Raw genomic sequence first — 26689 nt, 5'->3', positions numbered from 1 at the left:
CACCGAAGTGTTAAGCAGCGAACTTGAAATCTGTCTCAACGAGGCTTTCCAGTCAGCCCGCGAAGCGCGTCATGAATTCATGACCGTCGAGCACCTGCTGCTGGCGATCGTCGACACCCCCAAGGTGAGAGAGATTCTTCGTGCGTGCGGCGCCGACGTCGTACGGTTGCGCAAGGACCTGAAGGATTTCATCGATCAGACCACGCCGCGCCTCAAGGACGACGACGACCGCGAAGTTCAGCCCACGCTCGGATTCCAGCGGGTGCTGCAGCGGGCGGTCTTCCACGTCCAGTCGAGCGGCAAGAAGGAAGTCACCACGGCCAACGTGCTCGTGGCGATCTTCAGCGAAAAGCATTCCCACGCGGCCTACCTGCTGTCGATGCAGGACGTGGCGCGCCTGGACGTCGTCAACTACATCGCCCATGGCCTCTCGAAGATCGCCGAGGACCGTCCCGAGAAGGACGAGTCGGTGGCGTCGCCCGAAGGTGAGCGCGAAGGCGAGGGCGGCACCGCTCTCGAGAAGTACACGACCAACCTGAACAAGCTGGCCCAGGAAGGTCGCATCGACCCGCTCATCGGCCGTCGCATCGAGATCGAACGGACCATCGAGATCCTGTGCCGCCGCCGCAAGAACAACCCGCTGTACGTGGGCGAGGCGGGCGTCGGCAAGACGGCCCTCGTCGAAGGGCTGGCGCGGCTGATCATCGAAGGCAAAGTCCCGGACGTGCTGGCCGACAGCACGGTGTTCTCGCTCGACATGGGCGCGCTCATCGCGGGCACGAAGTATCGCGGCGACTTCGAGAAGCGGCTGAAGAGCGTGCTCTCCGAGCTCAAGAAGACGCCCGGTTCGATTCTCTTCATCGACGAGATCCACACCGTCATCGGTGCAGGCGCTGCTTCCGGCGGCGTAATGGATGCGTCGAACCTGATCAAGCCCGCGCTCGCGAACGGCGAGCTGCGCTGCATCGGCTCGACGACTTACGCCGAATACCGCGGCATCTTCGAGAAAGATCACGCGCTGGCGCGTCGCTTCCAGAAGATCGACATCGTCGAGCCGTCGGTTGCTGAAACCATCGAGATCCTGCGCGGCCTGCGCACCCGCTTCGAGGAGCATCACGGCATCAAGTACGCCGATGACGCTCTGACCGCGGCGGCAGAGCTCGCCGCCCGGCACATCAACGACCGTCAGTTGCCGGACAAGGCCATCGACGTGATCGACGAAGCCGGTGCGCGCCTGCGCCTCAAGCCGCAGGAAGAGCGCGAAACACTGGTCACGACGCCGATGATCGAGGACGTAGTCGCTCGGATCGCGCGTATCCCGGCAAAGAACGTCTCCAAGACGGACCGCGATGTGCTGAAGAACCTCGAGCGCAACCTCAAGCTCGTGATTTACGGCCAGGATCCGGCGATCGAGACGCTCGCGGCCTCCATCAAGATGTCGCGCTCGGGTCTGGGCGACCAGCGCAAGCCGGTCGGTTCGTTCCTGTTCGCCGGTCCCACGGGCGTCGGCAAGACCGAAGTGACCCGTCAGCTGGCGATCGCGCTCGGTGTCGAGCTGATCCGCTTCGACATGTCCGAATACATGGAGCGCCACACGGTTTCGCGGCTCATCGGCGCGCCTCCGGGCTATGTCGGGTTCGACCAGGGTGGATTGCTGACCGAGGCGATCAACAAGCATCCGCACTCGGTGCTGTTGCTCGATGAGGTCGAGAAGGCGCACCCGGACGTCTTCAACCTGCTGCTGCAGGTGATGGACCACGGCACGCTCACAGACAACAACGGCCGCAAAGCGGACTTCCGCCACGTGGTCATCGTGATGACGACCAACGCTGGCGCGTTCGAAATGAACCGCCCGTCGATCGGCTTCACGCAGCAGGATCACGCCACGGACGGAATGGAAGCGATCCGTCGGCTGTTCTCGCCGGAGTTCCGGAACCGCCTCGATGCGATCATCCAGTTCAGCGGTCTCGACCCGCGCACCATTCAGCGCGTCGTCGACAAGATGCTGGTGGAAGTGGAAGCGCAGCTCGAACAGAAGGGCGTGCAGCTCCACGTCGACGATTCCGCCCGCGAATGGCTGACCCGCAAGGGCTACGATCCGAAGATGGGTGCGCGTCCGATGGCACGCGTGATCCAGGAAGGCATCAAGCGCCCGCTGGCCGAGGAGCTGCTGTTCGGCAAGCTCGTGGGCGGCGGCCATGCGTTCGTCACCATGGGCGACGACGACAAGCTGAAGGTGGAGGTCCGCGCGGACAGCGAACAGCCGCTGCTGGAAGGAAGCTGATAGAAAATTGACGGTTGACCGTCAGAAACGAAAAAGGCCGGCATTGCCGGCCTTTTTGTTTTCTGGTTCTGGCTTTACTTGCCGCGATAGACGATGCGGCCCTTGGTCAGGTCGTAGGGCGTGAGCTCTACCGTGACCTGGTCGCCCGTCAGGATACGGATGTAGTTCTTGCGCATCTTTCCCGAGATGTGCGCCGTCACCGTGTGGCCGTTCGTGAGCTGCACGCGAAAGGTCGTGTTGGGAAGCGTGTCGATGACACGACCTTCCATCTGAATTGCATCCTCTTTTGCCATGCACTCTCTTATGAAAATTACCCGGGGCTGGCCCGGAAGCGCGCGAATTGTGCATAAACGCTGATCCCATTGCAACGAAGCCACAGCGGCGGACTCGGTGCGGGGCAAGCGCCTACGAAGCGGGCTGGCGGGTATACCGGGTGTCGTTGCGCCGGCCCAACGACAATGTGGGCGCGGCGGCGTTTCTCAACTTCAGGCCCAGCGCACGGGCGCGGCACCGCCGACTGTGTGTTCAGAGAGTTGGCGGATGAAATGCGTGCGAGGGATGAGCTGTGCACCGAGACTCATCAGGTGGGGGGTGGCCATCTGGCAGTCGATCATGTGGAAATCGCGCTCCGCCAGCTCGCTGCACAGCCGGCTCAGCGCCACCTTGGAGGCGTCGCGCTCGGTGCTGAACATCGATTCGCCGAAGAAGACGCGTCCGATCGCGACTCCGTACAGGCCGCCCACCAAACGGCCCTCGTACCAGGTCTCCACCGAGTGCGCGTATCCCAGCTCGTGCATCGACTGGTAAGCGGCCTGCATTTCCGGTGACAGCCACGTGCCGCCCGGCCGGATGGCGCTGCTGCCGCAGGATTGGATGACCTGGGTGAAGTCGGAATCGAGCCGCGTCTCGAAGCCTTTGTTGCGCAGGGTCTTGGCGAGGCTCCGCGACAGCTTGAACTCAGCCGGGAACAGAACGGCTCGGGGATCGGGACACCACCAGAGGATCGGCTGGCCCTGCGAGTACCAGGGAAAGATGCCGCGCCGATAGGCGGCGATCAGGCGAGTGGGTGAAAGGTCACCGCCCGCGGCCAGCAGGCCGTCGGGCTCGCGCAAGGCATTGTCGACCGGCGGAAAGGTATCCGGCGAGTCCCGCTCCGAAAGCCATACGATGGAGCCTCTCACGATGAACTCCGTTCGGAAGCTGCTGTAGTGGGTTGAGTGTACACGGGAAGGCGAGGGGCAGTTGTCTCGTCACCCGCTTCGTCATCCCCGCGAAAGCGGGGATCCATCCTGTCCGGAAGCGGCGAGACATGGATTCCCGCGTTCGCGGGAATGACGCGAAGGGCCCGTCACTCCCTCCGGAACGGCACATGATCCCGAACGCTCTGCGCGTACTGATCGACCGCCGTCCGTTCCTGCGAGAGGTACTGATCGATTGCGCGCCGGAAGCGGCTGTCGGCAATCCAGTGCCCCGACCATGTCGTCTCGGGTTCGAATCCCCGGGCGACCTTGTGTTCACCCTGGGTTCCCGGTTCGAAATGCTGCAAGCCGTGCTCGATGCAGTACTCGATGCCCTGGAAGTAGCACGTCTCGAAATGCAGCGAATCGAAATTCGCGGCGGCGCCCCAGTAGCGGCCATAGAGCGTGTCGCGGCTCTTGAAGAAGATCGCGGCCGCGATCGGATGGTCCTGCAGCATCGCGAGCTTCACCATCACCGCATCCGGCAAAGAACGCGAAAGCTGCTTGAAGAACGCGACGTTCAGATAGTGCTCGTGGCCGTGCAGCGCGAACGTTCGGGCGGAGAAGGCGAATGCCACCTCCCACAGCTCATCTGTCATCTCGCGACCGGACAACGTGCGGTAGGTGACCCCACCTTCGCGCACACGACGGCGCTCCCGAAGGGCTTTCTTGCGCTTCTCGGCGCGGAAAGTCGCCAGGAAATCGTCGAACGTCGTGTAACCCCGGTTGTGCCAGTGAAACTGGCAGTCCTGGCGCCAGAGAAATCCGGCCTCGGTGAGCGATCGGCGATCGGTCTCGGCGATGAACAGCACGTGCACCGACGACAGCTTCTGGTCACGTGCCGTATCGAGAAGCCCACGAACCAGCCGATCGCGGACGGCTTGTTCGTCCGCTCCCGCCTTGACCAGCAAGTGAGGCGCGCCGGCGGGAGTGAAGGGCGTCATGCTGACGAGCTTCGGGTAGTAGTCCAGTCCGGCTTCGTTGTAAGCGCGTGCCCAGCTCCAGTCGAAAACGAACTCACCCCACGAATGAGTCTTCAGGTAGCCGGGCGCGGCGCCCAGCAACTGTCCGGCATCGTCTTCGATCAGCAGGTGGTGCGGCGACCAACCCGTCGCGGCGCCGACGCAATGCGCCGATTCCAGCGCCGCGATGAACTCGTGGCGCAGGAATGGGTGCTCGGTGGGATCGAGCGCGTTCCATTGCGCCGGTGAAACGCGGTCGATGGAATTCAGGAACCGCGTTCGCACGCCGCCTCAGTGCTTCGCTTTGGCGTCGACCTGGTCGAGATACTTGTCGGCGTCGAGCGCCGCCATGCAGCCCGTACCAGCGGAAGTAATCGCCTGCCGATAGACGTGATCGGCCACGTCGCCCGCCGCGAAGACGCCGGGAATGCTGGTCTGCGTCGCGTTGCCGCTCAGGCCGGACTGCACGATGAGATAGCCGTTCTTCGTCTCGAGCTGGTCGGCAAAGAGCTGCGTGTTCGGCGCATGGCCGACGGCAATGAAGACACCGGACACGTCGAGGTCATGCTTCAGCTGATTGTGGACATTCGCGATCCGCAGGCCGTTGACGCCCGTGTCGTCGCCGAGCACTTCATCGACCGAATGATTCCAGAGGATCTTCACCTTGCCCGCGCGTTCGCGTTCGAAGAGATGATCCTGAAGGATCTTTTCCGAGCGAAGCGAATCGCGGCGGTGAACCAGCGTTACGTGCGAAGCGATGTTCGAGAGGTACAGCGCTTCCTCGACCGCGGTGTTGCCGCCGCCGACGACGGCGACCTTCTGGTTCTTGAAGAAGAATCCGTCGCAGGTCGCGCAGGCAGATACACCGCGGCCGCGGAAGGCTTCTTCCGAAGGCAATCCCAGGTACTTCGCGGTTGCGCCGGTAGCGATGATCAGCGCGTCGCAGGTGTACACGCCACGATCGCCTTCCAGCCGGAACGGCCGCTGCTTGAGATCCACTTTGTTGATGTGATCGTTCACGACTTCAGTGTTGAAGCGCTCGGCATGCTTGCGCATGCGCTCCATCAGTCCCGGGCCCGTCAGGCCGTGCGGGTCACCCGGCCAGTTGTCGACCTCGGTGGTAGTCATGAGCTGGCCGCCTTCCTCCAGGCCTGTGATGAGCAGTGGCTTGCGGTTCGCGCGCGCTGCATAGACCGCAGCCGCGTAGCCCGCAGGGCCGGAGCCCAGGATCAGGACACGGGAGTGGCGGGGGGTGCTCATGTATCATCTACCTCGTTGAGTTCGAACGGCGCGAGGGACGCGACCGCAAGGAAGCAATGGTAAGGAATGGACTACTTGGCGGCAAAATAGACTGCTTCAATCAGAACGATCGGGCAGTTGCGGGCATCAGTGAAGTTCCACTGGCACCGAGCGCGGGAATTCCCTGACAGCGTCCGGCAGTTCTATAAGTATCAACCTGTTACCTGTATATTTCCTGGACGATTGGCGCGCTTGAAGCGCGCATGAGGTATCGAGGGTTTTGGCAAGTTCAGCACCAACTCGCGGGGGCAATGCGCGCAACGGCATGCGGCTCGGTTCGACGGTCATCCGGTCGTTGCGCGAAGGCGCGCTCTGGGTGTTCGGCGCGCTCGCGCTCATCGTCCTTGCGGCGCTCCTGAGCTACGACCGCAACGATCCTTCCTTTGCGACAACCGGTGAGCCGGGCCCGATCTCGAACGTCATCGGTCCCTTCGGTGCGCATCTGTCGGGCTTGCTGGTCATGCTGTTCGGCGCCCCGTCGTTCCTGTTCCCCATCATGATCGGCTTTGCCGGCTGGCTGCTCTACCAGGAGCGGGGCAAGGAAGACGCGCAGTCGCGGGCAACGCTCGCGTTTCGTATCAGCGGCTTCATCCTCACGCTCGTCACCAGCTGCGGCCTCGCCAGCCTGCATTTCAACGCGAATGACTATCCGAACTCGGCGGGAGGCGTGCTCGGTGAGTTCGCTGGCCGCGGACTCGAGCACAGCCTGAGCTTCCTCGGCGCAACGCTGCTGTTGCTCGCGCTGTGGCTTGCGGGTGTTTCGCTGTTCGCCGGCGTGTCCTGGATCGAGATCATGGATCGCACCGGTCGCGCGACCCTCAAGCTGATCGAATGGGCCACCGGCAAGATCACCACCGCGCGCGAGATCAAACAGGGCCGCGAAGTGAAGGAAGCGCGCTCCGAGGTGATCCGCGAAGAGCAGAAGCGCGTCGCCGCGCGTCCGCCGCCCAAGATCGAACCCGTCGTGCCGAAGGTCGAGAAGAGCGAGCGCGTCGAGAAGGAGCGCCAGGTTGCGCTCTTCGACAAGCCGACCTCGAAGGAACTACCGCCGCTGTCGCTGCTCGACGATCCGCCGCCGCAGATCGTCGGCTACTCGGCTGAAGCCCTCGAAGCGATGTCCCGCCTCGTCGAGCTCAAGCTGCGTGATTTCGGCGTCGAAGCGGAAGTGGTCGAGGTTCACCCCGGTCCGGTCATCACACGATTCGAGCTGCGTCTGGCGCCCGGCGTGAAGGTCAGCCAGATCAGCAATCTCGCGAAGGACCTTGCGCGCGCGCTGTCCGCGATCAGTGTGCGCGTGGTCGAAGTCATTCCGGGCAAGTCGACCGTCGGTCTCGAAATTCCGAATGAGAAGCGCGAGCTCGTGACACTCGGCGAGATCATCAAGTCGAAGACGTACGACGAAATGACGTCGTCGCTCGCGCTCGTGCTGGGCAAGGACATCGCCGGCTTGCCGGTTGTCGCGGACCTCGCCCGCATGCCGCACCTGCTGGTCGGGGGTACGACGGGTTCGGGTAAATCGACCGCGGTCAATGCGATGGTGCTGTCGCTGCTCTACAAAGCAACGGCCGAGCATGTCCGCATGATCATGATCGATCCGAAGATGCTGGAACTGTCGGTGTACGAAGGCATTCCGCATCTGCTCGCGCCGGTCGTGACGGACATGAAGGAAGCCGCCAACGCGCTGCGCTGGTGTGTGGCCGAGATGGAACGGCGTTATCAGCTGATGGCTGCGCTCGGCGTCCGTAACCTCGCGGGCTTCAATCGCAAGATCAAGGAAGAGCAGGAGGCCGGCCGGCCGATCCGCGATCCGTTGCTCATGAAGCATCTCGGCCCCGAGGGCAATCCGGAAGACATTCCGATGCTCGAGCCGCTGCCGTTCATCGTCGTGATCGTCGACGAGCTGGCCGACATGATGATGATCGTCGGCAAGAAGGTGGAAGAGTTGATCGCGCGTCTCGCGCAGAAGGCGCGTGCTTCGGGCATTCACCTGATCCTCGCGACGCAGCGTCCGTCGGTCGACGTGATCACGGGTCTCATCAAAGCCAACATCCCGACGCGAATCGCGTTCCAGGTGTCGGCGAAGGTCGACTCGCGCACGATTCTCGATCAGATGGGCGCGGAGCAGCTGCTGGGTCACGGCGACATGCTGTTCCTGCAGCCGGGTACTTCAGTGCCGGTTCGTGTTCACGGCGCATTCGTTTCTGACGCGGAAGTGCATCGCGTCGTCGGTGGCCTGAAGGGCTCGGGCCCGCCCGCCTACGTCCAGGAAATTCTCGATGGTCCGAGCACCCCGATTCCGGGTCTTCCCGGCGAATCCGAGGGTGGCGAAGGCGGCGAGGGTGGCGACGGCGAGCAGGATCCGCTCTACGACCAGGCGGTACGCATCGTGCTCGAGAGCCGCAAGGCGTCCATCTCGGGCGTCCAGCGCCGCCTGAAGATCGGCTACAACCGCGCGGCTCGCATGATCGAGACGATGGAAGCGGCCGGTCTCGTTGGTCCGCTGCAGTCGAACGGATCGCGCGAAGTGCTCGCGCCCGCACCGCCTGACGCCGAATAGGTACTCCATGAAGTTTCATACCGCCGCAAGGCGCGCAGCCGGCGCGCTGCTGCTGACTCTCGTTTCGTTCGGCGCGTTCGCAGCCGACAACGCCGAAGCGTATCAACGCGTCGAGAAGCTGCTCGGCAACCTGCAGAGTCTCGAAGCGCAGTTCAAGCAGACGCTCACGGACAGCAAGGGGCAGGTGACGGATCAGTCGAGCGGCATGCTGGCCATTCGCCGGCCGAACCGCTTTCGCTGGGATTACAAGGAACCGCACGAGCAGCTCATCGTCTCCGACGGCTCGCGCATCTGGCTCTACGATCCGGATCTCGAGCAGGTCACCGTTCGCCGTCTCACGGACTCGTTGTCGGCGACGCCGGCGATGCTTCTGAGCGGCGAAGGGAAACTCGCGGACAACTTCACGGTCACAAAAACTTCGCAGGACACGATGGCGCAGTGGGTCATGATGGAACCGAAGCGCAACGACACCGACTTCAAGTGGGTGCGGCTCGGTTTCTCCGGTGAGGTGCTGAAGTTCATGCAGCTGGCGGACAAGCTCGGTCAGATCACGACGCTCGAATTCAGCGACGTCGAGAAGAATGCGCCGCTCGACCCATCGCGCTTCACGTTCAAAGTGCCTCCCGGCGCCGACGTGATCGGCGATGCATCCGACGCTGCTGCTCCAGGAAAACCTTGATGCTGCCGGTCAGGCACCCGCGCTGGTGGCTCGTTTTCGGTTGGGCGTGGATCATCATCGCGATCGTGGTGTGTCTGTTGCCGGGCAAGAACCTGCCGGTTACCCACGTCAGCGATAAGATCGAGCACGCTGCGCTGTATGCATTTCTCATGATCTGGTTCGCAGGACTCTACCCACGCTCTCGCTACACGTTGATTGCGGTGGCGCTGCTGCTCTTGGGCGTAGCGATCGAGCTGGCGCAAGGAGCAATGCACCTCGGTCGCACTGCCGACGTTCGCGATGTCATCGCGAATTCGATCGGCGTCGGCATTGGTTTGACGCTTTCGCTGCTCGGCCTCGGCGGCTGGGCGCAATGGATCGATGGGTGGGCTCGTGGCCGCGCAGCTACCACCAGCGACTGATCCTCGACCGCTTGCCGACCGGATGCGGCCGGCGACGATCGATGAGTATGTCGGACAGGCGCATCTGCTCGGTCCGGGCAAGCCGTTGCGTCGCATGCTCGAAGGTGGGCACCTGCATTCGATGATCCTCTGGGGTCCGCCGGGAACGGGCAAGACGACGCTTGCGCGACTCGTTGCGCTTCGTTGCAGCGCGAACTTCATCGCGCTGTCCGCCGTCATGGCGGGCGTCAAGGACATCCGCGCCGCTGCCGAACAGGCCGCCGAAGCGCGACGCGAATCTGGCCGCAGAACCGTCCTGTTCCTCGACGAAGTCCATCGTTTCAACAAGGCCCAGCAGGATGCTTTTCTGCCATGGGTCGAGGACGGCACGCTCGTCTTCGTCGGTGCCACGACGGAGAACCCGTCGTTCGAGTTGAACAACGCATTGTTATCGCGCGCACGCGTGTACGTCCTTCGTTCGCTGACCGCGCAGGATCTGCGAGGCGTGCTCGATCGTGCGCTGAAGCTGCAGCAATCCGATCTCGCGGTCGATGAGAACGCGCTGCAGCTGATGGCGACCGCAGCGGACGGCGACGCAAGGCGCGCCCTGAACATGCTCGAGCTCGCGATCGATCTCGCGGGAGCAACCGAACCGCCGCACCTCACGGAAGCTATCGCCAACGAAGTCGCCGCAGGCGGGTTGCGCCGCTTCGACAAGCAGGGCGAAGCCTTCTACGACCAGATATCGGCGCTGCACAAATCAGTCCGCGGCTCCGATCCGGACGCAGCGTTGTACTGGCTGTGCCGCATGCTGGATGGCGGCTGCGATCCGCGTTACATCGCGCGACGCGTTCTTCGGATGGCATCCGAAGACATCGGCAACGCGGATCCCCGCACACTCACTATGGCGCTGGAAGCGTGCGAGGTTTACGAACGTCTCGGCAGTCCCGAGGGCGAGCTCGCGATCGCCCAGGCCGTCGTCTTCATGGCCTGTACGGCCAAGAGCAATGCCGTCTACGTCGCATTCGGCGAGGCCATGGAAGACGCGAAACGCCGCGGCTCCCTCGACGTGCCGCTGCATCTGCGCAACGCACCGACCCGGCTGATGAAAGAACTCGGCTACGGCAAGAACTACCGTTACGCCCATAACGAGCCCGACGCCTACGCAGCCGGCGAGAGGTACTTCCCGGACGAAATGGAACCGGCGCAATACTACCGCCCAGTCCCCCGCGGCCTAGAGATAAAGATCGCTGAAGCCCTGGAACGCCGCAGAAAGAAGGGCTCAACGGACTCCGGCCAGTGAATGGCGCCTGCCGGCTATCCCTGTCTCACGTCCGTCTCTTAAACTAACCGCCAACCGCCAACCGCCAGTCACTTCCTCTCTATGCTCGATCCCAAGCTCCTTCGTACCGATCCTGCTGCCATTGCCGCCAACCTCGCACGTCGTGGTTTTGTGCTGGACGTCGCGCGCCTGTCATCGCTCGAAGAGTCGCGTCGCAAGTGGCAGTTGCGCGTCGATGAGCTTCGCAACGAGCGCAATGTGAATGCGAAGTCGGTCGGCAAGGCGAAAGCACAGGGCCAGGACATCGCGCCGCTGCTCAAGCAGGTCGAAACGCTCGGCGAGGAGTTGACCAAGGCCGAGGGTGAGCTGGCTGCTGTGCAGGGCCAGCTCGATGACATCACGCTGGGCATCCCGAACACGCTGCAGGACAGCGTGCCGGAGGGCCGTGACGAAAGCGCCAACAAGGAGATCCGTCGCTGGGGTGATCCGCGCAAATTCGAGTTCAAGCCGCGCGACCATGTCGAGATCGGCGAGAAGCTCGGTCAGATCGATTTCGCAGCCGCGGGAAAGATCTCAGGCGCGCGCTTCGCCGTGCTGGGCGGACCGATTGCCCGACTGCAGCGGGCGCTGATCCAGTTCATGCTCGATCTGCATACGACGGAGCACGGCTACCGCGAAGTGTACGTGCCGTACCTCGTCAATCCGCAATCGCTGCTCGGCACGGGAAACCTGCCGAAGTTCGAAGCGGATCTGTTCGGCGTCACCGGCGAGCAGAAGCTGTATCTCATCCCGACCGCCGAAGTACCGGTCACGAACCTCGTTCGCGACACCATCGTCGAAGCGGCTGACCTGCCGTTGCGCTATACCGCGCACACTCCGTGCTTCCGCTCCGAAGCCGGTTCCTACGGCAAGGACACGCGCGGGTTGATTCGCCAGCACCAGTTCGAGAAGGTCGAGCTCGTTCACCTGGTCCGCCCGCAGGATTCGAACGCGGAGCACGAGCTGCTGACGCGCAACGCGGAAGAGGTGCTGAAGCGCCTCGAATTGCCTTATCGCGTCGTCGCTCTGTGCGCCGGTGACATCGGCTTCGGTTCCGCGAAGACCTACGACCTCGAGGTCTGGCTCCCGGGCCAGCAAGCGTACCGAGAGATTTCTTCGTGCTCGAACTTCGAGTCCTTCCAGGCTCGTCGCATGCAGGCCCGCTGGCGCAATCCCGAAACCGGCAAGCCCGAGCTGCTCCACACGTTGAACGGCTCAGGCGTAGCCGCTGGCCGCGCGCTCGTCGCGGTCATCGAGAACTATCAGCAGGAAGACGGCAGCGTCGCAGTGCCTACAGTCCTGCGGCCGTACATGGGCGGCCTTGAGAAGATCGCGAGGGGCTGACTCCGTTCTACCTGTGGGTCCGGCTTAGCCGGACCCACAACGAGACTCACAAAGAAAAAGGGCGCTGCGGAAGCAGCGCCCTTTTTGTTCTGGCCAGAAAGCCAGCTGACCGGTCAGTCAGCCAGCCCTTCTTTCACTTCAATCATCCGACGCCGCACCCAGCAGGTGCAGCAGGCTCGTGAACAGGTTGTAGATGCTCACGTACAGCGTCACGGTGGCCAGGATGTAGTTCGTCTCGCCGCCGTGGATGATCTGGCTGGTCTGATACAGGATCAGGCCGCTGCTCAGCAGGACGAAGAGACCGGACACCACCAGCGACAGCGTGGACAGCTCGAAGAAGAAGGCGACGAGACCGAGCACGAAGGCGCCGATCAGGCCGACCATCAGGAAGCCACCCATGAAGCTGAAGTCGCGCTCACTCTTCACTGCGTAAGCGGACAAGCCGAGGAACACCGCGGCCGTCGCACCGAGCGCGGTCATGATGATCTGCGAGCCGTTCGGCAGGAAGGTCAGATAGGCATTCAGGATCGGGCCGAGGGTCAGGCCCATGAAGCCGGTGAGGGCGAACACCCAGAAGATGCCCCAGGCGCTGTCCTGGGTCTTGTGGATCGCGAACAGGATGCCGAAGTAGGGCAGCAGCATCCACAGGCCCATGAACGGAACGTTCAACGCCATGGACACGCCAGCCATCAGCGCGCTGAACGCCAGCGTCGCACCGAGCAGCAAGTAGGTGTTTCGGAGAACCTTGTTGGTCGTCAGCGCCGAACCACGTGTCGTGGTACTGGCGGCATTGGCCGGATAAGTCTGCATCGCAACGTATCTCCTCTGATTGTCCGAACCGTTTCGACCGCGGCCACTGTCGCGAGTTCGCGTCAACGCCCACTTGGCGGCCATTCTAACAACAGCTTGCGGCCCACTGTCCACGCCTGTGGAAAATGGTGCTAACCGCCGGAAAATCAATGGCTACGGCTTGTCCTGCCGGTCAGGAATAGTGACAATGCGCGCCCGCCGCGGCCTGCTCGGCCCGCGGGCTTCGTCTGTCACTCCCGCGCAGGCGGGAGTCCATCTGGCGCCATCAGAGCGCCAGCACGGAATGCAGATCTCGGAAGGGTGGCAGAGCGGTTGAATGCACCGGTCTTGAAAACCGGCGTCCTCTCACGAGGACCGTGGGTTCGAATCCCACCCCTTCCGCCATATTCCCGTGCAACGAGATTGTCGCGATTCCCGGTCCGACTGCCGTCGGATCTGTCTTCTCGCAGCCGACTTTCAGCGGCACTTGAGTGCTAGCGAGACTGTTGCTTCGGGACGGCAGGTTGCCCGCTCATCCGGACTCTGAAAGCATCCTCGGCATGAAGCATCACACCTGCTGCCTCCTGCTGACTGCGTGCGCACTGGCCACTGGCGCTGGCATCGCCGTCGCTCAGGACCCCGCCCAATCGCAGCCCGACGCGGCCGCGCAAGCGGCGGCGCTCCCACGACGCTACGTCTCCGACAAACTCGTCCTGAACGTCTACGCTGAGCCTGACTCCGCCAGCGCGCGGGTTGCAACCATCGAGACAGGTGATGCGATCGGGGAGATCGAAACCAGCGGGACCTACGTGCGTGTACGACTGAGTGACGGGCGCGAAGGCTGGGTCGGCGCAAGTTATTTGACTGCTGAAATGCCGGCGGCTGCGCGATTGCGCGAGTTGCAGGGTGGGCAGAAGGCGGCGGTGGCGGCAGCGGAGAAGAAGGCTGCGGATGAAATTCTCCGGCTGAAGAGCGAGGCAGCGGCCTTGCAGGCGCAACTGACCGAACTGCGAGCAGCGCAAACAACGAGAGTTGCAGAACCGGCGCCGACCCAGGCGACGATTCCTCCCGACGTTGAGGAACATCAAGAGGAGCCTCGGCTCACTACGCAGCCTCTCACGAGCTCACGAAACGCGGCGTGGATCTGGCCACTCGCGCTCGTGGGAGCTGCTGGTGTGAGCTTCCTCGCCGGCTATCAGGCGCTCGCCCGGAGGATTCGCAAGCGTTACGGTGGCTTGAAGATCTACTAGTTCACGGCAGCGACCTCACTCCTTCGACCTTCACCTTCCACTTCCCATTCTCGGGAAACCCCGGTGTTGGCGATTCCTCTCCATCCCAGCCGGCAGCCATGAGCGCGACGGCGAGCAGCAGCCCGCCGTTGGATGGGAAATAGGTTTCGGCGACGCGCTGATACTTCACTGTGCCTGCGTTCGTTTCAAGATGAGCCCGTGGCGTCATGCCTGCCTGGCCAAACTGAAAGTTCGCAGAGTCTGTGAGGAGGAATTGCAGCGCCTTCTCCGGCTCGCGCAGACGAGTCGCGGTCATCGCCATCAGCGGATGATCCCATCCCCACGTCTGGCGTAAATCCCAGTCGGATTCGACGGTGCGCAGCGTTCGACGCATGACATCGCGATCCACGCTCGTGCCGGGCAGCAAACCCAGAGCGCCGAGAAAGGATGGGTGATCGCGGTTCAGGCATTGAGCATCAGTGCGACCAGTGGAGCAGCGTTGCGCGCGCGCCTCGCTCCAGAACTGCGGGGACGATTCTGTCGGGAGATACAAACCGTCTTGCTGCGGCAACGGTGAGAGCTTTGCCAGTACTTTGTCCCAGTGCGGCTCGCGTTGCGCGCCCAGCCGCTCACGCCAGCGTTGTGCGGTCTCGAGGCCGAAACGAAAGTACTCGAGCTCGAAAGCGGGATTGAATGTCGAGAGTGGCGGAAAGACTTCTTGTGCCGGAATGATCGGCGGACCCAGAACGTATCGATCGTGCTTCGTGTCCAGATGGACGGCGCTTGCAAGCATCTCCGCCGTCTCGAAGACCAGTTCGCGATAACGCTGCAGCGTCGCTGGCCTGTGTTGATCGCGATAGATCAGCTCCGCGAGAAAGATCGGATGCGGCTGCTGCCACATGATGAAAGGATTGATGGTGCTGGGGCTCTCCCGGCCCTCGGGCCCGACCATCTTCGGCCACCATGCGCCGCGGACGCCCATGTCACGCGCTCGTGCCTTTGCCGCCGGTAGTTGCTGCTGATACCAGCCCATGCTGCGTTCGAGGAGCTGCGAGCGTCCCCACGCGGCAAAGTGAGCCGCATGCCATAGATGCATCTCCAGGTGGAATTTCCCGTTCCAGCTGTTGGAGAACAATCCTTCCTCTTGCGGAGGCAAAGACCCGGAGGCGTTGACCGCCATGAGGTATTGCGACAGGACGATACGCCGCTCGAGTTCAGTAGCGCGAGGGTCCGTGCTCCCGCTCAGATCCACCATTCCACCGGCGCTCCAGTAGCGCTGCCAATGGTCGGTGACTGCGTTTCGAGCGTTCGCTGAGTCTGGTAAATCGGTCCGCGACGAGTCGGGCGAGAAAAGAATCATCACTGTCATGACATCCTGCCTTGCCGTCGGCAGGATGTCGTACGCATGTGGGCCGCGTTCGGTGAAGGTGACGTCGCAATCGGCGGCGGCGATCGCGTAGTAGCGCGTCGAGTCCACATTGCGTTCGAGCGATAGCGTGCGCGTGTCGCGATGCCTGATTGACGTTCGATGCCGCTTCGGGTGCGACCAATCCGCCGGGTCCGGATTGAGCTGTGTAGCGACCCCAGGAAATCTCAAGGTGACTCCGAGCCGCCCGGCCGCAATCGCGGCACCGCGCAGAGTCACGATCAGCATATCCAAGTCGGGATGCATTCGTGTTTCGACACGCACTTCTTCGTTCTCGAACTCGAAGCGGCTGAGCAGGGCGCCTCGCCACAAGTCGAGTGTCTGGCTCGTTCCCCGAAGCTGTTCGAAGCGCGCCTCTTCGCCATCAGCGGATCGCAGAAGCAGCGAGAGCCGGCCCAGCGAGAAGCGATGCGGGTTCTCGCGAAGCCATGCGATGTTGGGCCGGCTCGCTTGAGACCAATCGTGCAACCACGGGTACCGGAGGGTCGTGCCGCGAATATCGATCGGCACCAGGCTGCTCTCATAGGTATAGCCGCCAGGGTTCGGAAAGCTGTGCCAGGCCCACTGCGCCTGAGTCATCAACGGCACGAGCTGTGAGTACTGCTCCTGGAATGTCTGCAGGCCCGTGATGTCCGCGGTGAACGCAATGTTCCCGTTGCCCACCATGAATGGCGATGCGGGATCGATGCGTGTCAGCGTTGGATGATGTCGCGAGACGAGCGCATGGCGATCGATCGGTGCGGCGGGCGGCGAATCCTCCGCAAAGGCCGGCACGAGGAGCGAGAGGAGCGCCAGCGACAACAATGCTCGATGCATGGAGTCGAGTCTGCAGCGATTTCGATGACTCGGCAACGAGACGAAGAATCTTCCTCAGCGCACGCCGCAGTGGTAGCGTCGCGTGAGCGAACGAGAGTGGACAGTGAGGGAGAGCCGATGACCGAACTGACTTCAGACACGATCGACCGGCGGACGTTGCTCAAGTCCGCGGGCGTTGCGGCACTGGGGCTGGCGGCTCCTATATATGCAGCGACACAGGAGCGCCGGCGCTTTGCGGTGGTGGGGCTCGGTTCGCGGGCGAGGATGTTCACGGGTGCCATCACGGGCAGATTCAGTGAGGGAAATTCCATCGTGGGGTTGTGTGACACGAACGCCGGGCGTCTCGCGCTCGCAGCGAAAACGATCGCTGCAGCGACGGGAACGGCTCCGGCTGGATATGCCGCTGCTGACTTCGATCGCATGATCCGCGAAACGAAGCCTCATGCCGTCATCGTCACGACGCCTGACGCGTATCACGACGGGTACGTCGTGCGGGCGCTGGACGCGGGATGCGATGTCATCACCGAAAAGCCGATGACGACGACGTCGGAGAAGGCGCAGCGGATTCTGGATGCGTGCAAGCGCAACGGGCGGCATGTCCGAGTGACGTTCAACTATCGATATTCTCCGCCGCGAACGCAGGTCAAGGATCTGCTGATGAGCGGCGCCATCGGCGAGGTGCTGTCGGTGGATTTCCAATGGCTTCTCAACACCGTGCACGGCGCCGACTACTTCCGTCGCTGGCACAGCCACAAGGCGACTTCCGGCGGCCTGATGGTTCACAAGGCTACTCATCACTTCGATCTGGTGAACTGGTGGCTGAGCGCGCAGCCAGACACCGTGATGGCAGTGGGCAAGCGTGACTTCTACACACCGTCGATGGCGAAGCGGATGGGGCTCAAGGGTTCGCACGAGCGTTGCCGAACGTGTCCGGAGAAGGCGAGCTGCACGTTCTACTTCGATCTGGCCGCGGACACGGGATTGAAGGCCCTGTATCTCGACAACGAGCAATACGACGGCTACTTCCGCGACCAGTGCGTGTTCCGTCCCCAGATCGATATCGAAGACACGATGAGCGTCATCGTGCGCTACAACAGCGGCGCGACGCTCAACTACTCCCTGAACGCGTTCAACTCCTGGGAGGGCTACCGCATCGCGTTCAACGGCACGAAGGGACGCATCGAGCACGAGATCGTCGAGCAGGCCGGCGTTGCCGGCGCGAGCGCGGAGCAGAGCAGTTCAGATGCGGTTCGAACCCGCATCATCCCGCTGCGAGGTGCACCGAAGGATCTGCAGCCGTGGTCGGGCGAGGGGAGTCACGGGGGCGGCGACGACGTCATGCTCAACGAGATCTTCGGCGATGCGCCTGCCGACAAGTATCGACGCATGGCGGATGAGCGCAGCGGCGCGTGGTCGATTCTCATCGGTGCTGCCGCGAACATCAGCTTCGGGACTGGCAATGCAGTGCGCATCCCTGATCTGGTGACAGGGTTGACCGCGCCGGAAATGGCCGTGATGCCGGATCGTTCCATGCCCGTGCCGATGCCGCTGCGAGTGAAGATGCCTTGATGGCGATTTCGTGAAAAGGCATGGATTTCCGCTTTCGCGGGGGGGACAGACCTGAGCGCCTTCTCCCCGGCAGGAGCAGTCGAGCTGAAGCCGAACCGGTGCCGCAGTATCTCGCGGGAGATGCGGCGCCGGATCTGCTGATTGCTGGTGGCAGGGCCATCCGACCAGCCGTCAGCCTGCATCGCCTTCGCGGCGGCGACGAAGCGATCGACGACGGCGCCGAAGTCGGCGTCGGTGTAATCCAGGCTGAAGATGAGCCGGCCCGTCCCGACCCAGCTCAGTGCGAGTCCTTCGGCGCGAAGATAGAACTGGAACATCCAGTTGTAGCATGCAGGCTTCGTGTAGCAGATCGTCCAGATCGAAGACAGGTTGGCGATCCGTACCGGCACTGCCGATTGCTCCAGCCGGGCGTTGATGCGTCGGGCACGTTCATCCCAGGTTTCATCGAGCGTCGCATAGAGTGTCGCGACGTTGTCATCCGCGATCCGGTTCAGGAACTCGTGAGCGGCCGCCATGACATAGGGATGTGAGTTGAATGTGCCTCGGGCAAAGCAGATGTCGGCCGGGCGCTCGTCTCGGTAGCGCTTCATCAGGTGTGCACGACCGCACAGAGCGCCGATCGGCAGGCCGCCGCCCAGAGTCTTTCCGTACGTGACCATGTCCGCGCGAACGCCGAAGTATTCCTGGGCGCCTCCGCGTGCGAGCCGGAACCCGACGAACACTTCATCGAAGATGAGCACGATGCCAGCCCGAGTGCACACCCGACGCAGTTGCTCGAGCCAAACGGTGTACGCGACCCGATCGAAGTGCGCCTTGCGAGAACTGTCGACGAGCGTGGAATCGCTTGGCGCGGGAGTATTCGGGTGCAGCGCCTGAAGCGGGTTGACGAGAACGCACGCGATGTCTTTGCGTCGACGCAGGACCCGCAGCGTGGCCTCGCTCATCTCTGCGAGCGTGTAGGTCTGCCGCGCAGCGATCGGGTTGCCGACGCCAGGTTGCACATCGCCCCACCAACCGTGATACGCGCCGCAGAACGTCACGACATGCGTACGCCCTGTGTGATAGCGAGCGAGGCGCACTGCCTGCATCACTGCCTGGGTGCCGGACATGTGGAAAGAGACTTCGTCAAGCTGCGAGATCTCGCGCAGCCGTTGCGCGTTGAGCGCGACGAGCGGGTGGTAGGAGCCAAGAACGGGCCCGAGGTCCCGGGCGTGCTCCACGGCTCGTTCGATGCACTGCCGGTAGAAGTCGTAGCCGAAGAGATTCACGCCGTAGGAACCGGTCAGATCGAAGAACTGATTGCCGTCGAGGTCGGTGACCGTGACGCCGCTCGAGGACTGAAGGAACGACCCGGCGGTCAGTCCGCGCAGAAGGCGGCGGAACTGAAACGGCACGCGGTACTTGCCGGTGAAGCGAAGGTCGGAAACGCTGTTCTTCGTCTGCCGAGTCAGCGCGCGCGAACGATTGAAGCGTTCCGTGAACAAGGTCTCCAGTTTTCGCAGCCCCAGCCGGCGGCGCTCACTCACCTCGGGCGTCGCGCCGTCGACCGCCAGCACTTGCTCCTGGGGATATTCGTAGAACGGGATGAGCCGTGAGAGCCGTCGCGAGTTTCGGGGATGACCGGCGAGGGAACGATGCTTGGCGAGCGACAGCTCCAGGCGCAGCTGCGCCTTGTAGAGCAACCACACCACGGCCACTGCACCGAGAACGTAATAAATGAACGGGATGATGGGTGCGCCGGATAAAGAAACCTCGGCGGAAAATACGCAGGAATTCTTACAGATCCATGAAGACGCGAACCCAGAGCGTGAGATCCCGGATCTTCGACCAGGAAGACATCAACTTTGCTCTGACCAACCTGGTCCCGCGACGATGGCTGACCCGTATGATCGGTCGCCTCAGCCGGATCGAAAACCCGCTCGTCGCACGCACGAGTATCGGGATATGGAGAATGTTCTCCGATCTGGATCTGAGCGAGGCACGTGCAACGAGCTTCCGGAGCATGCGCGACTGCTTCACGCGGGAGTTGAAGGAAGGTGCTCGCCCGATCGACCCTGATCCGCAAACCTTCACGTCGCCGAGCGACGGCATGGTCGCCGCGTGCGGCAGGATCACCAATGGTCTGTTGCTCCAGGCCAAGGGCCTGAAGTACGAGCTGGCGGAGTTGCTGGGCGATGACGGTCTTGCCGACAGATTCCGGGGAGGCAGCTTTGCCACGCTGCGCCTCAAGTCGAGCATGTATCACCGCTTCCATGCTCCCTACGATTGCCAGGTGCATAGCGTGACGCACTTTCACGGCGATACATGGAATGTGAACCCAGCGACGCTGAAGCGAGTGCCTCGCGTGTACTGCCGCAATGAGCGGGCCGTCGTGCTCGTTCGCTTGCGGCCGAGCGGCCACGTGATCGCCCTCGTACCGATCGGTGCGATCCTGGTCGCGAGCATCCGATTGCATTTCCTGGATACGACGCTGCACATGAAGCGCGCCGGCCCCAGTGTTCACCAGGTCAGCGCGCGCCTGTCGAAGGGTCAGGAGATGGGTTGGTTCGAGCAGGGCTCGACCATCGTTGTCGTGGCTCCGCGTGGGCTGGAGCTGGCCGATGCAGTGAAGGAGGGCGAGCTCATCCGCATGGGGCGGCCGCTCATGCGGCTCACGCGTTCCATGGGCTGAGTTCGAAGCAGGCGATGTGCCCGCACGATGGACAGGGTCGCGTATTTCGGCTGTCATACGCTCATGAACCATGCTATCGCCCATGAAGAGATCGAACGCCGCGGCGCCTTCTTCATCGAAGAGAACGGCCGCCGCCTGGCGCAGATGACTTACAGCCGTGCGAACGACACCCTGGTCATCATCGATCACACCGAGGTCGACGACAGCCTCGCTGGACAGGGAGTAGGCCGGCGCCTGTTCGACGCCACCGTGGAATGGGCTCGTGCGACGCAGACCAAGCTGCTTGCAACATGTCCGTTCGCGAGCGCGCAGTTCGCCAGGAATCCGTCGAGTCGTGACGTGCTTGCCGGATGATCGCGACTCGCTTTGCAAGCATCGGCGTCGTGCTGTGCTTGCTTGGATGCATTTCGGTCCAGGCTGCAAGCTTCGATTGCACACAGGCACGATCGAGGACCGAGAAGCTGATCTGCGGCGACACGGAGTTGTCGGATCTCGATGCCCGGCTCGGTGAGGCCTACACCGTCTCGAAGCAGGGGTTGGCACCGGCGGAAGTCGAGCGGCTGACCCGCGAGCAGCTTCAATGGTTGCGTGATGTGCGCAATCGTTGCACCGACGCCGCGTGCCTGAAGGAGAAGTACAAGACAAGGATCGACGAGCTCGATCCCTTGGCCGACAAGTTCGTTACTTGCGAAGACATGCAGCGCTGGCCTCGCCGGATCTTTCGCGATGGCATTGATCTCGGCAGCGGGCATGGTTCACCGACAGATGTGAACTATCGATGCCCCGGCAGCCTGAATGAGCGCGACTTCATGAGAGTGCTGCTCGGCCTGGCCGAAGCAATCCGAAATGAGGACAGCTCCGAATGCACGGGCTCCATCGTTCACGCGCACTGGCGGTACTACCACCTGCGTCTGGCGGAAGGAGGCATCTCGCCGAGGACGTTGCCGGCGTGGCCGACGACGGCAGGGAGTGCGGACTGGACAGCGTTCGCTCAGGAGGATGATTCCGGTACGGCCACCTACTTCCGGCAATGGTCCGAGCGCAGCCTCGTCAATCGAGCGATGCATGAAGAGTTCGCGCGCGAGTTCGACAAGGCCGCAGCACAACTGGTGAACGTGTACAGGAGCGAGTTTGGGCTGTCGCAGGCGGAGGCTGGCGCAGCCGCAAAGCGCGCGTTGGGCACGGTAGTGAACAGAGCGGCGGGCAGCGCACCTGACACCGCAAAGCACAAGGAGCGCGCAGTGTTCGACGTGCTGCGTGCCGGGCCAATCGATCCGGCACAGGTCCGTGACGCCTTGAAGGGTCTCAACACGGCGGACGTCGAACAGGCGCTGCGAATCGCGTTGATCCACGATCAACCTGTCAGCGTCGTGGCCGCGATCGAGGAGCAGTTGCCGCGAGAACAGCCGACGCGGCGAGGCGCGGTTCCGGAACCATTGCTTTCGCTGGCGCTGAACGAACTGCCCAACGTCGAATATCTTCTCGGCAAGCAATATCCCGTCGATGCTGCGAATGAGTTCGGCAAGACGGCGTTGTTCTACGCCATTGGCGAGGGGAATCACGCGGCGGTGGAGTTGCTCATCCGTCATGGAGCGGATGTGCGCCACACTTACAAATCCGCAACGGAATTGAGACCGGACGACGACGCGTGCGTCTACGCTGAGTTGCGGCACACCCGCCGCTCAACGCTGATGCATGCCGCGCAGAATAGCGACGAGCGCATGCTCAAAATCCTGCTGGGTGCGGGCGCACCCGTCGACGCGCGGGATGACCTCGGATTCAACGCGTACGACTACGCGGTCATGGGCGAGCGCCAGGACAATGTCCGGTACTTGGCTTCGCTCGGGCAGGGCGCCGCTGCGCCGATGTATTCCAGTGATCCCGATGAGTCGGTGCGTGATCATGGCCTCTCGTCGACGCTGAAGATCGACGGTTACGTGGAAAGGCTTGCAACGCCACGCGGCCGCAGCGATCTGCTGGTTGCCGTCGTCACACCGTGGAAAGGCCCCAGTGGGCCGACCACCGGTCTGCATCTGATTTCGATCGCGACGCCGGATCAGCCCCGGGTCGTCGGTGTGGTCCCGGGTGTTCGTGTCGCTGATCTCGCGCTGAGCCCGGACGGCAAGCGCATTTACTTCATCGAGCTGGCGAACCAGGCGTCCGCGCGAGACAGGAAGTACGGGCTCAGCGTGCTGGATGTTTCCAACGCGGCTGAACCTTCGCTGCTGACGCAGGTCGAGGGGGATTTCACGACGATGCATCTAGCTGCGGACGGGCGCACGCTCTATCTGCAGGAGCGTCAATCGCGGACTGGTCTTTCCCGAGGGCTCCTCGTCTATGACGTGGGCTCTGATGCTCCGGCAATGAAGTGCAGCAACTCGTTCGGTCAGACGAGGTACGGCAGGCCCGTTTCCGCCGCGGGCTTCGCCTCCTTTCCGGATGAACCGCTGCTCGCACTCGCCGATGACGTCAGGGACGTGACGCTGTTCGATGTGCGAGATCCGTGCAGGCCGAAAAAGGTCATGCAGACCCGATTGAATGAAGGCTTCAATCCCGCGTCGATGCTGGGCGGTGCCGCGCGCACGCTGACTACATCCGGCCCGAAAACGTACCGGTTGACTGATTCGCGGGAGCTGCAGGCCAGCTATCGGGGGAATCGGGAGGGCAGTTTCCACGTGAATGCCGCTACCGGATTGACTGTTGCTGTCTTCGATAACGATCTCGCCGTGCTCCGGACCCGGCCCACGGGCACGTACGTCCTGACAGATCGCTTTCCACGCGTGCCAGACTACCCCGGCGGCGTGGTTTCAACGGACGCAGGTTATGTCTACGTCGGCTGGAACGGTGGATTGGGCGTAGGGGCAGTCCCGCTTCGATCGCGATCTGTCCAGCCCTGACAAATCCTCACCACCGCAGCCCGGTGCCAAGGCGACCGGACTCGCTAGAATCGCCGCACACAATTCCAACTCGAACGCCCTCATGACTGACAATGCCCCGCTGTTTCGCCCGTTCCGCCTGCGAGGGATGGAACTGAAGAATCGTATCGTCATGGCACCGATGACCCGTTCGCGGTCGCCCGGAGGATTCCCGAACAACGACAACGTCGCGTACTACGAGAGGCGCGCCGCTGCGGAAGTCGGGCTGATTCTCTCCGAGGGCACGCTGACGCGACGTCGGGGCGCTTCGAATGACGCGAACATTCCGTTGTTCTGGGGTGATCAGGCGCTCACAGGTTGGAAGAGCGTGATCGATGCAGTCCATGCCGCGGGCGGCAAGATGGGACCGCAGATCTGGCACCAGGGAATGAGCCGCAAGCCTGGCACGGGACATTTTCCGGATGCGCCTTGCGATGGCCCGTCGGGCATCACGCTGCAGGGAAAGAAGGTCGACGAGGAACCGACCGAGGCCGAGGTTCTCGACATGGCGCAGGCGTACGCCGACGCTGCCGCCGATGCCAAGCGGCTCGGCTTCGATTGCGTCGAGCTGCACGGTGCTCATGCGTACCTGATCGACGAGTTCTTCTGGGAGCGCACCAACCAGCGCACGGATCGCTTCGGTGGTTCAATCGAGAAGCGTGCGGAGTTTGCTGCCGAGGCGATTCGTCGTTGCCGTGTTGCTGTCGGCGACCTGCCGGTCATCATCCGCATCTCGCAGTGGAAGTCGGTCGACTACGGCGCAAAGGTTGCGATCACGCCGGCGGAGCTCGAGCGCTGGATACGCGTCCTCGTCGATGCAGGTGTCGATGCGATTCACTGCTCGCAGCGACGCATTCTCGAACCCGAGTTCCCGCAGGTCGATGGGCCGAAGGGTCTCAATCTCGCGGGATGGGTCAAGAAGCTGTCGGGCCTTCCCACGATCAGCGTGGGCTCTGTCGGCCTTACGTCTGAATTCACCGGTGCGTTCCGCGGCGAAGGGTCGAGCGCCGGCAAGCTCGACGAAGTCGTCGAGCGCCTGGATCGCGGCGAGTTCGATCTCGTCGCTGTGGGTCGCGCGTTGCTGCAGGACCCGGAGTGGGCGGTCAAGGTGAAGGCGGAGCGTCACGCTGAGCTGCGCGACTACGACGCGAAGGCGCTGCAGACCTACTTCTGAAGCGTCGCGCCGATGACGTTCATCCCGCTGCGGATGACGTTCGCCCCATGCGCTTCCGTCGCGGCCGGAAAGGGTCCAGAGTGCCGGCCATGGGCGGCCGCCTGTTCAACGAGCGCTGGGGCAGATGGGTACTGTTCATCTTCGGGTGGGCGGCGCTGTCGTTGCTGTTTGCGCCCGAGGCGTACCTGACTTTTTACCTGCGCAACGCGCCGATCTCCTGGCGCGAGACCTTGCAGCTCACGGTCGTCAATTCCGCCATCGCCCTGCTGTTCATTCCCGCCATCGTGGTTCTCACGCGGCGGTTTCCGTTCGAACGCCGTCGATGGCAGACGGCATTGCTCGCGCACATTCCGGCCTGCCTTGCGTTCTCAGTGGGTCATTCGATGCTCTATGCAGTCGTCTGCCACGCATGGAACGACGTCGGCGGGCCGCTTTTCTACCGCTTTCATCCGAACCTGCTGACCTACTGGGCGGTGGTCGGTTTCACGCAGGCCTTCGACTATTTTCGCAAGTATCAGGAGCGAGAGCGTCAGGTTGCCCAGTTGCAGCTCGAAGTGCTCAAGTCGCAGCTGCAGCCGCACTTCCTGTTCAACACGCTCCATACCATCTCGGCGATGATGCACGAGGACACGAAGAGCGCCGATCGCATGATCAGTCGCCTGAGCGAGTTGCTCCGTCTCACGCTGGCCAACATCGGCCGGCACGAGGTCCGGCTCGCCGAGGAGCTCGATTTCGTACGCGCTTACCTGGAGATCGAGCGCGTGCGTTTTGGTGAAAGGCTTGCCACCGAGATCGTGGTTGCACCCGAGGCGCTCGATGCGCTCGTACCAGCGCTCTTCCTGCAGCCGCTGGTGGAGAACTGCGTGAAGCATGGGCTCGCGCCTCCTCGCAAGAACGGCGTCATCACGATCTCCGCGCAGCGCGTCGACGATCGGCTGATCCTCGTCGTGAGCGACGACGGCTGTGGTCTGCCGCCTGTGCAGGCACGCCGCGAGGGCGTCGGCATCACCAATTCTCGCAAGCGCCTGGACCAGCTTTATCCGCGCAACCACGCGTTCCGTCTCGAATCGCGCGTTCCGGCTGGCGTCACCGTAACCGCGGATATTCCCTTCCAAAGTGCCGGCAGCCCGGCACCGGAGGTTGCAGAGGTCGCTCATGAAGATTCGAACGGTGATCATCGACGACGAGCCGTGGGCCAGGAAGCGGATCGCGACGCTGCTTGGCACCGAAGCGGATTTCGAGATCCTGCGGGCGTGCTCGACCGGCGATGAGGCGATCGAAGCCATCTCGACGCTGTCGCCCGATGTCGCTTTCCTCGATGTGCAGATGTCCGGTCTCGACGGATTCGATGTCATCGAGGCGATCGGTGTCGATGCGATGCCGATCGTCGTGTTCGCAACCGCGCACCAGGAGTACGCACTCAGGGCCTTCGACGCGCAGGCACTCGACTATCTCCTGAAGCCGTTCGATGAAGATCGGTTTCGTCGTGCCCTCGACCGCGTGCGCAGGGAGTTGGAGAAGCCGGCGCAGGCACGGGCGGACCTGCAGGAGGTGATGCGTGCGGTGCGTCCGGAACGCAGGAGATTCCTGCAACGCGTCGTCGTCACCACGGCGGGACGTCTCGTGTTCCTCAAGGCGACCGAGATCGACTGGCTCGAAGCGTCGGGCAACTACGTCACGCTGCACGTCGGACGCGAGACTTACTTGTTGCGCGAAACACTGACCGCCTTCGACGAGAAACTCGATCCAGAGCAATTCGTGCGACTGCATCGCTCAGCCATCGTCAACGTCGAGCGCATCAGACAGCTGTTGCCGTGGTCGCGAGGCGAGCAGATGGCCGTATTGCACGATGGCACGCAACTTACCATCGGTCGCGCGTTCCGGCCACGGCTGCTCGGCATGATGAGCAACGCAATCGCTGGACAATGACGTTCGTCCGCGCGCGGATGAGGCTCGTCCCATACTCCTTTCTGGAAGCGCGAAGGAGACCTATCTAGTTATCCCGTAACGTCACATGCGGGGTGCGAGATATGAAT

The 26689-nt window shown here is 62.8% G+C and carries 20 protein-coding genes, 1 tRNA gene and 1 pseudogene; 15 read left to right on the top strand and 7 right to left on the bottom strand.

The annotated features are described in order from the left end of the window. Positions 1-7: 7 nt before the first annotated feature. Positions 8-2284, top strand: a complete 2277-nt coding sequence (gene clpA, locus HNQ60_RS05880; RefSeq protein WP_184330041.1) for an ATP-dependent Clp protease ATP-binding subunit ClpA — start codon at positions 8-10, stop codon at positions 2282-2284. 74 nt (positions 2285-2358) lie between these two features. Here clpA and infA read toward each other — a convergent pair whose 3' ends face one another. From infA to trxB, 4 genes are all read right to left on the bottom strand, one after another. Further along, positions 2359-2577, bottom strand: a complete 219-nt coding sequence (gene infA / locus HNQ60_RS05875; RefSeq protein ID WP_184330040.1) for a translation initiation factor IF-1 — start codon at positions 2575-2577, stop codon at positions 2359-2361. 192 nt (positions 2578-2769) lie between these two features. After that, positions 2770-3465, bottom strand: a complete 696-nt coding sequence (gene aat, locus HNQ60_RS05870; protein ID WP_221304033.1) for a leucyl/phenylalanyl-tRNA--protein transferase — start codon at positions 3463-3465, stop codon at positions 2770-2772. A 167-nt stretch (positions 3466-3632) separates the two neighbouring features. Beyond that, complete coding sequence (locus HNQ60_RS05865; RefSeq protein WP_184330039.1) at positions 3633-4769, bottom strand: GNAT family N-acetyltransferase; 1137 nt, start codon at positions 4767-4769, stop codon at positions 3633-3635. Between the two features lie 6 nt (positions 4770-4775). Next, the gene (trxB, locus tag HNQ60_RS05860) at positions 4776-5744 is read right to left on the bottom strand and encodes a thioredoxin-disulfide reductase (protein WP_184330038.1); all 969 of its coding nucleotides are present in this window, start codon (positions 5742-5744) and stop codon (positions 4776-4778) included. Positions 5745-6048: 304 nt separating this feature from the next. Between trxB and HNQ60_RS05855 the strand changes: the two genes are divergently transcribed. The 5 genes from HNQ60_RS05855 to serS all read left to right on the top strand — a co-directional run bounded on the left by HNQ60_RS05855 (position 6049) and on the right by serS (position 12064). After that, complete coding sequence (locus HNQ60_RS05855; protein WP_184330037.1) at positions 6049-8340, top strand: DNA translocase FtsK; 2292 nt, start codon at positions 6049-6051, stop codon at positions 8338-8340. 7 nt (positions 8341-8347) lie between these two features. Continuing rightward, complete coding sequence (lolA, locus tag HNQ60_RS05850; protein WP_184330036.1) at positions 8348-9019, top strand: outer membrane lipoprotein chaperone LolA; 672 nt, start codon at positions 8348-8350, stop codon at positions 9017-9019. Then, on the top strand, positions 9019-9420 hold the full coding sequence (locus HNQ60_RS05845) for a VanZ family protein (RefSeq protein WP_184330035.1): 402 nt from the start codon (positions 9019-9021) through the stop codon (positions 9418-9420). Before lolA ends, HNQ60_RS05845 begins: the two co-directional genes overlap by 1 nt. After that, positions 9380-10702, top strand: a complete 1323-nt coding sequence (locus tag HNQ60_RS05840) for a replication-associated recombination protein A (protein WP_184330034.1) — start codon at positions 9380-9382, stop codon at positions 10700-10702. The genes HNQ60_RS05845 and HNQ60_RS05840 overlap by 41 nt, the downstream gene beginning before the upstream one ends. Before the next feature lie 81 nt (positions 10703-10783). After that, the gene (serS, locus tag HNQ60_RS05835) at positions 10784-12064 is read left to right on the top strand and encodes a serine--tRNA ligase (RefSeq protein WP_184330033.1); all 1281 of its coding nucleotides are present in this window, start codon (positions 10784-10786) and stop codon (positions 12062-12064) included. 138 nt (positions 12065-12202) lie between these two features. On the opposite strand, the gene HNQ60_RS05830 is transcribed toward serS, so the two are convergent. Further along, complete coding sequence (locus tag HNQ60_RS05830) at positions 12203-12874, bottom strand: Bax inhibitor-1/YccA family protein (protein WP_184330032.1); 672 nt, start codon at positions 12872-12874, stop codon at positions 12203-12205. A gap of 294 nt (positions 12875-13168) precedes the next feature. Here HNQ60_RS05830 and HNQ60_RS05825 point away from each other — a divergent pair. Both HNQ60_RS05825 and HNQ60_RS05820 read left to right on the top strand, forming a co-directional pair. Next, positions 13169-13258 (top strand) — tRNA-Ser (locus HNQ60_RS05825). A 155-nt stretch (positions 13259-13413) separates the two neighbouring features. Continuing rightward, positions 13414-14103, top strand: a complete 690-nt coding sequence (locus HNQ60_RS05820; protein WP_184330031.1) for an SH3 domain-containing protein — start codon at positions 13414-13416, stop codon at positions 14101-14103. A gap of 1 nt (position 14104) precedes the next feature. Here HNQ60_RS05820 and HNQ60_RS05815 read toward each other — a convergent pair whose 3' ends face one another. Then, positions 14105-16324 carry a hypothetical protein gene (locus tag HNQ60_RS05815; protein ID WP_184330030.1) on the bottom strand — a complete coding sequence of 740 codons (2220 nt, stop codon included), beginning with the start codon at positions 16322-16324 and terminating at the stop codon, positions 14105-14107. 117 nt (positions 16325-16441) lie between these two features. Between HNQ60_RS05815 and HNQ60_RS05810 the strand changes: the two genes are divergently transcribed. Beyond that, positions 16442-17893, top strand: a complete 1452-nt coding sequence (locus tag HNQ60_RS05810; RefSeq protein WP_184330029.1) for a Gfo/Idh/MocA family protein — start codon at positions 16442-16444, stop codon at positions 17891-17893. Positions 17894-17985: 92 nt separating this feature from the next. Here HNQ60_RS05810 and HNQ60_RS27390 read toward each other — a convergent pair. After that, a pseudogene (locus HNQ60_RS27390) lies at positions 17986-19623 on the bottom strand (aminotransferase class III-fold pyridoxal phosphate-dependent enzyme); the annotation flags it as partial. Between the two features lie 56 nt (positions 19624-19679). Here HNQ60_RS27390 and asd point away from each other — a divergent pair. The 6 genes from asd to HNQ60_RS05775 all read left to right on the top strand — a co-directional run bounded on the left by asd (position 19680) and on the right by HNQ60_RS05775 (position 26582). Further along, on the top strand, positions 19680-20564 hold the full coding sequence (gene asd / locus HNQ60_RS05800; RefSeq protein ID WP_184330028.1) for an archaetidylserine decarboxylase: 885 nt from the start codon (positions 19680-19682) through the stop codon (positions 20562-20564). A 63-nt stretch (positions 20565-20627) separates the two neighbouring features. Next, positions 20628-20918 carry a GNAT family N-acetyltransferase gene (locus HNQ60_RS05795; protein ID WP_184330027.1) on the top strand — a complete coding sequence of 97 codons (291 nt, stop codon included), beginning with the start codon at positions 20628-20630 and terminating at the stop codon, positions 20916-20918. After that, on the top strand, positions 20915-23461 hold the full coding sequence (locus tag HNQ60_RS05790; RefSeq protein WP_184330026.1) for an ankyrin repeat domain-containing protein: 2547 nt from the start codon (positions 20915-20917) through the stop codon (positions 23459-23461). The genes HNQ60_RS05795 and HNQ60_RS05790 overlap by 4 nt, the downstream gene beginning before the upstream one ends. An 82-nt stretch (positions 23462-23543) precedes the next feature. Beyond that, the gene (locus HNQ60_RS05785) at positions 23544-24653 is read left to right on the top strand and encodes an NADH:flavin oxidoreductase (RefSeq protein ID WP_184330025.1); all 1110 of its coding nucleotides are present in this window, start codon (positions 23544-23546) and stop codon (positions 24651-24653) included. A gap of 89 nt (positions 24654-24742) precedes the next feature. Further along, positions 24743-25924, top strand: a complete 1182-nt coding sequence (locus HNQ60_RS05780; RefSeq protein ID WP_184330024.1) for a sensor histidine kinase — start codon at positions 24743-24745, stop codon at positions 25922-25924. Next, the gene (locus tag HNQ60_RS05775; protein WP_184330023.1) at positions 25809-26582 is read left to right on the top strand and encodes a LytR/AlgR family response regulator transcription factor; all 774 of its coding nucleotides are present in this window, start codon (positions 25809-25811) and stop codon (positions 26580-26582) included. The genes HNQ60_RS05780 and HNQ60_RS05775 overlap by 116 nt, the downstream gene beginning before the upstream one ends. The last annotated feature ends 107 nt before the right edge of the window (positions 26583-26689 follow it).

It is taken from the genome of Povalibacter uvarum (genome assembly GCF_014202975.1).
In the GTDB taxonomy this organism is placed as follows: domain Bacteria; phylum Pseudomonadota; class Gammaproteobacteria; order Steroidobacterales; family Steroidobacteraceae; genus Steroidobacter; species Steroidobacter uvarum.
The sequence above is the reverse complement of the archived record's forward strand: the minus strand, read 5'-3'. Positions and strand labels throughout refer to the sequence as shown.

Coding starts and splice junctions, on each gene's coding strand:
- HNQ60_RS05840 (WP_184330034.1), top strand. CDS start 9,380: ATGGGTGGGCTCGTGGCCGCGCAGCTACCACCAGCGACTGATCCTCGA.
- HNQ60_RS05810 (WP_184330029.1), top strand. CDS start 16,442: ATGACCGAACTGACTTCAGACACGATCGACCGGCGGACGTTGCTCAAG.
- serS (WP_184330033.1), top strand. CDS start 10,784: ATGCTCGATCCCAAGCTCCTTCGTACCGATCCTGCTGCCATTGCCGCC.
- trxB (WP_184330038.1), bottom strand. CDS start 5,744: ATGAGCACCCCCCGCCACTCCCGTGTCCTGATCCTGGGCTCCGGCCCT.
- infA (WP_184330040.1), bottom strand. CDS start 2,577: ATGGCAAAAGAGGATGCAATTCAGATGGAAGGTCGTGTCATCGACACG.
- HNQ60_RS05790 (WP_184330026.1), top strand. CDS start 20,915: ATGATCGCGACTCGCTTTGCAAGCATCGGCGTCGTGCTGTGCTTGCTT.
- HNQ60_RS05795 (WP_184330027.1), top strand. CDS start 20,628: ATGAACCATGCTATCGCCCATGAAGAGATCGAACGCCGCGGCGCCTTC.
- HNQ60_RS05830 (WP_184330032.1), bottom strand. CDS start 12,874: ATGCAGACTTATCCGGCCAATGCCGCCAGTACCACGACACGTGGTTCG.
- HNQ60_RS05820 (WP_184330031.1), top strand. CDS start 13,414: ATGAAGCATCACACCTGCTGCCTCCTGCTGACTGCGTGCGCACTGGCC.
- HNQ60_RS05780 (WP_184330024.1), top strand. CDS start 24,743: ATGGGCGGCCGCCTGTTCAACGAGCGCTGGGGCAGATGGGTACTGTTC.
- asd (WP_184330028.1), top strand. CDS start 19,680: ATGAAGACGCGAACCCAGAGCGTGAGATCCCGGATCTTCGACCAGGAA.
- HNQ60_RS05815 (WP_184330030.1), bottom strand. CDS start 16,324: ATGCATCGAGCATTGTTGTCGCTGGCGCTCCTCTCGCTCCTCGTGCCG.
- HNQ60_RS05775 (WP_184330023.1), top strand. CDS start 25,809: ATGAAGATTCGAACGGTGATCATCGACGACGAGCCGTGGGCCAGGAAG.
- lolA (WP_184330036.1), top strand. CDS start 8,348: ATGAAGTTTCATACCGCCGCAAGGCGCGCAGCCGGCGCGCTGCTGCTG.
- HNQ60_RS05855 (WP_184330037.1), top strand. CDS start 6,049: ATGCGGCTCGGTTCGACGGTCATCCGGTCGTTGCGCGAAGGCGCGCTC.
- HNQ60_RS05845 (WP_184330035.1), top strand. CDS start 9,019: ATGCTGCCGGTCAGGCACCCGCGCTGGTGGCTCGTTTTCGGTTGGGCG.
- HNQ60_RS05785 (WP_184330025.1), top strand. CDS start 23,544: ATGACTGACAATGCCCCGCTGTTTCGCCCGTTCCGCCTGCGAGGGATG.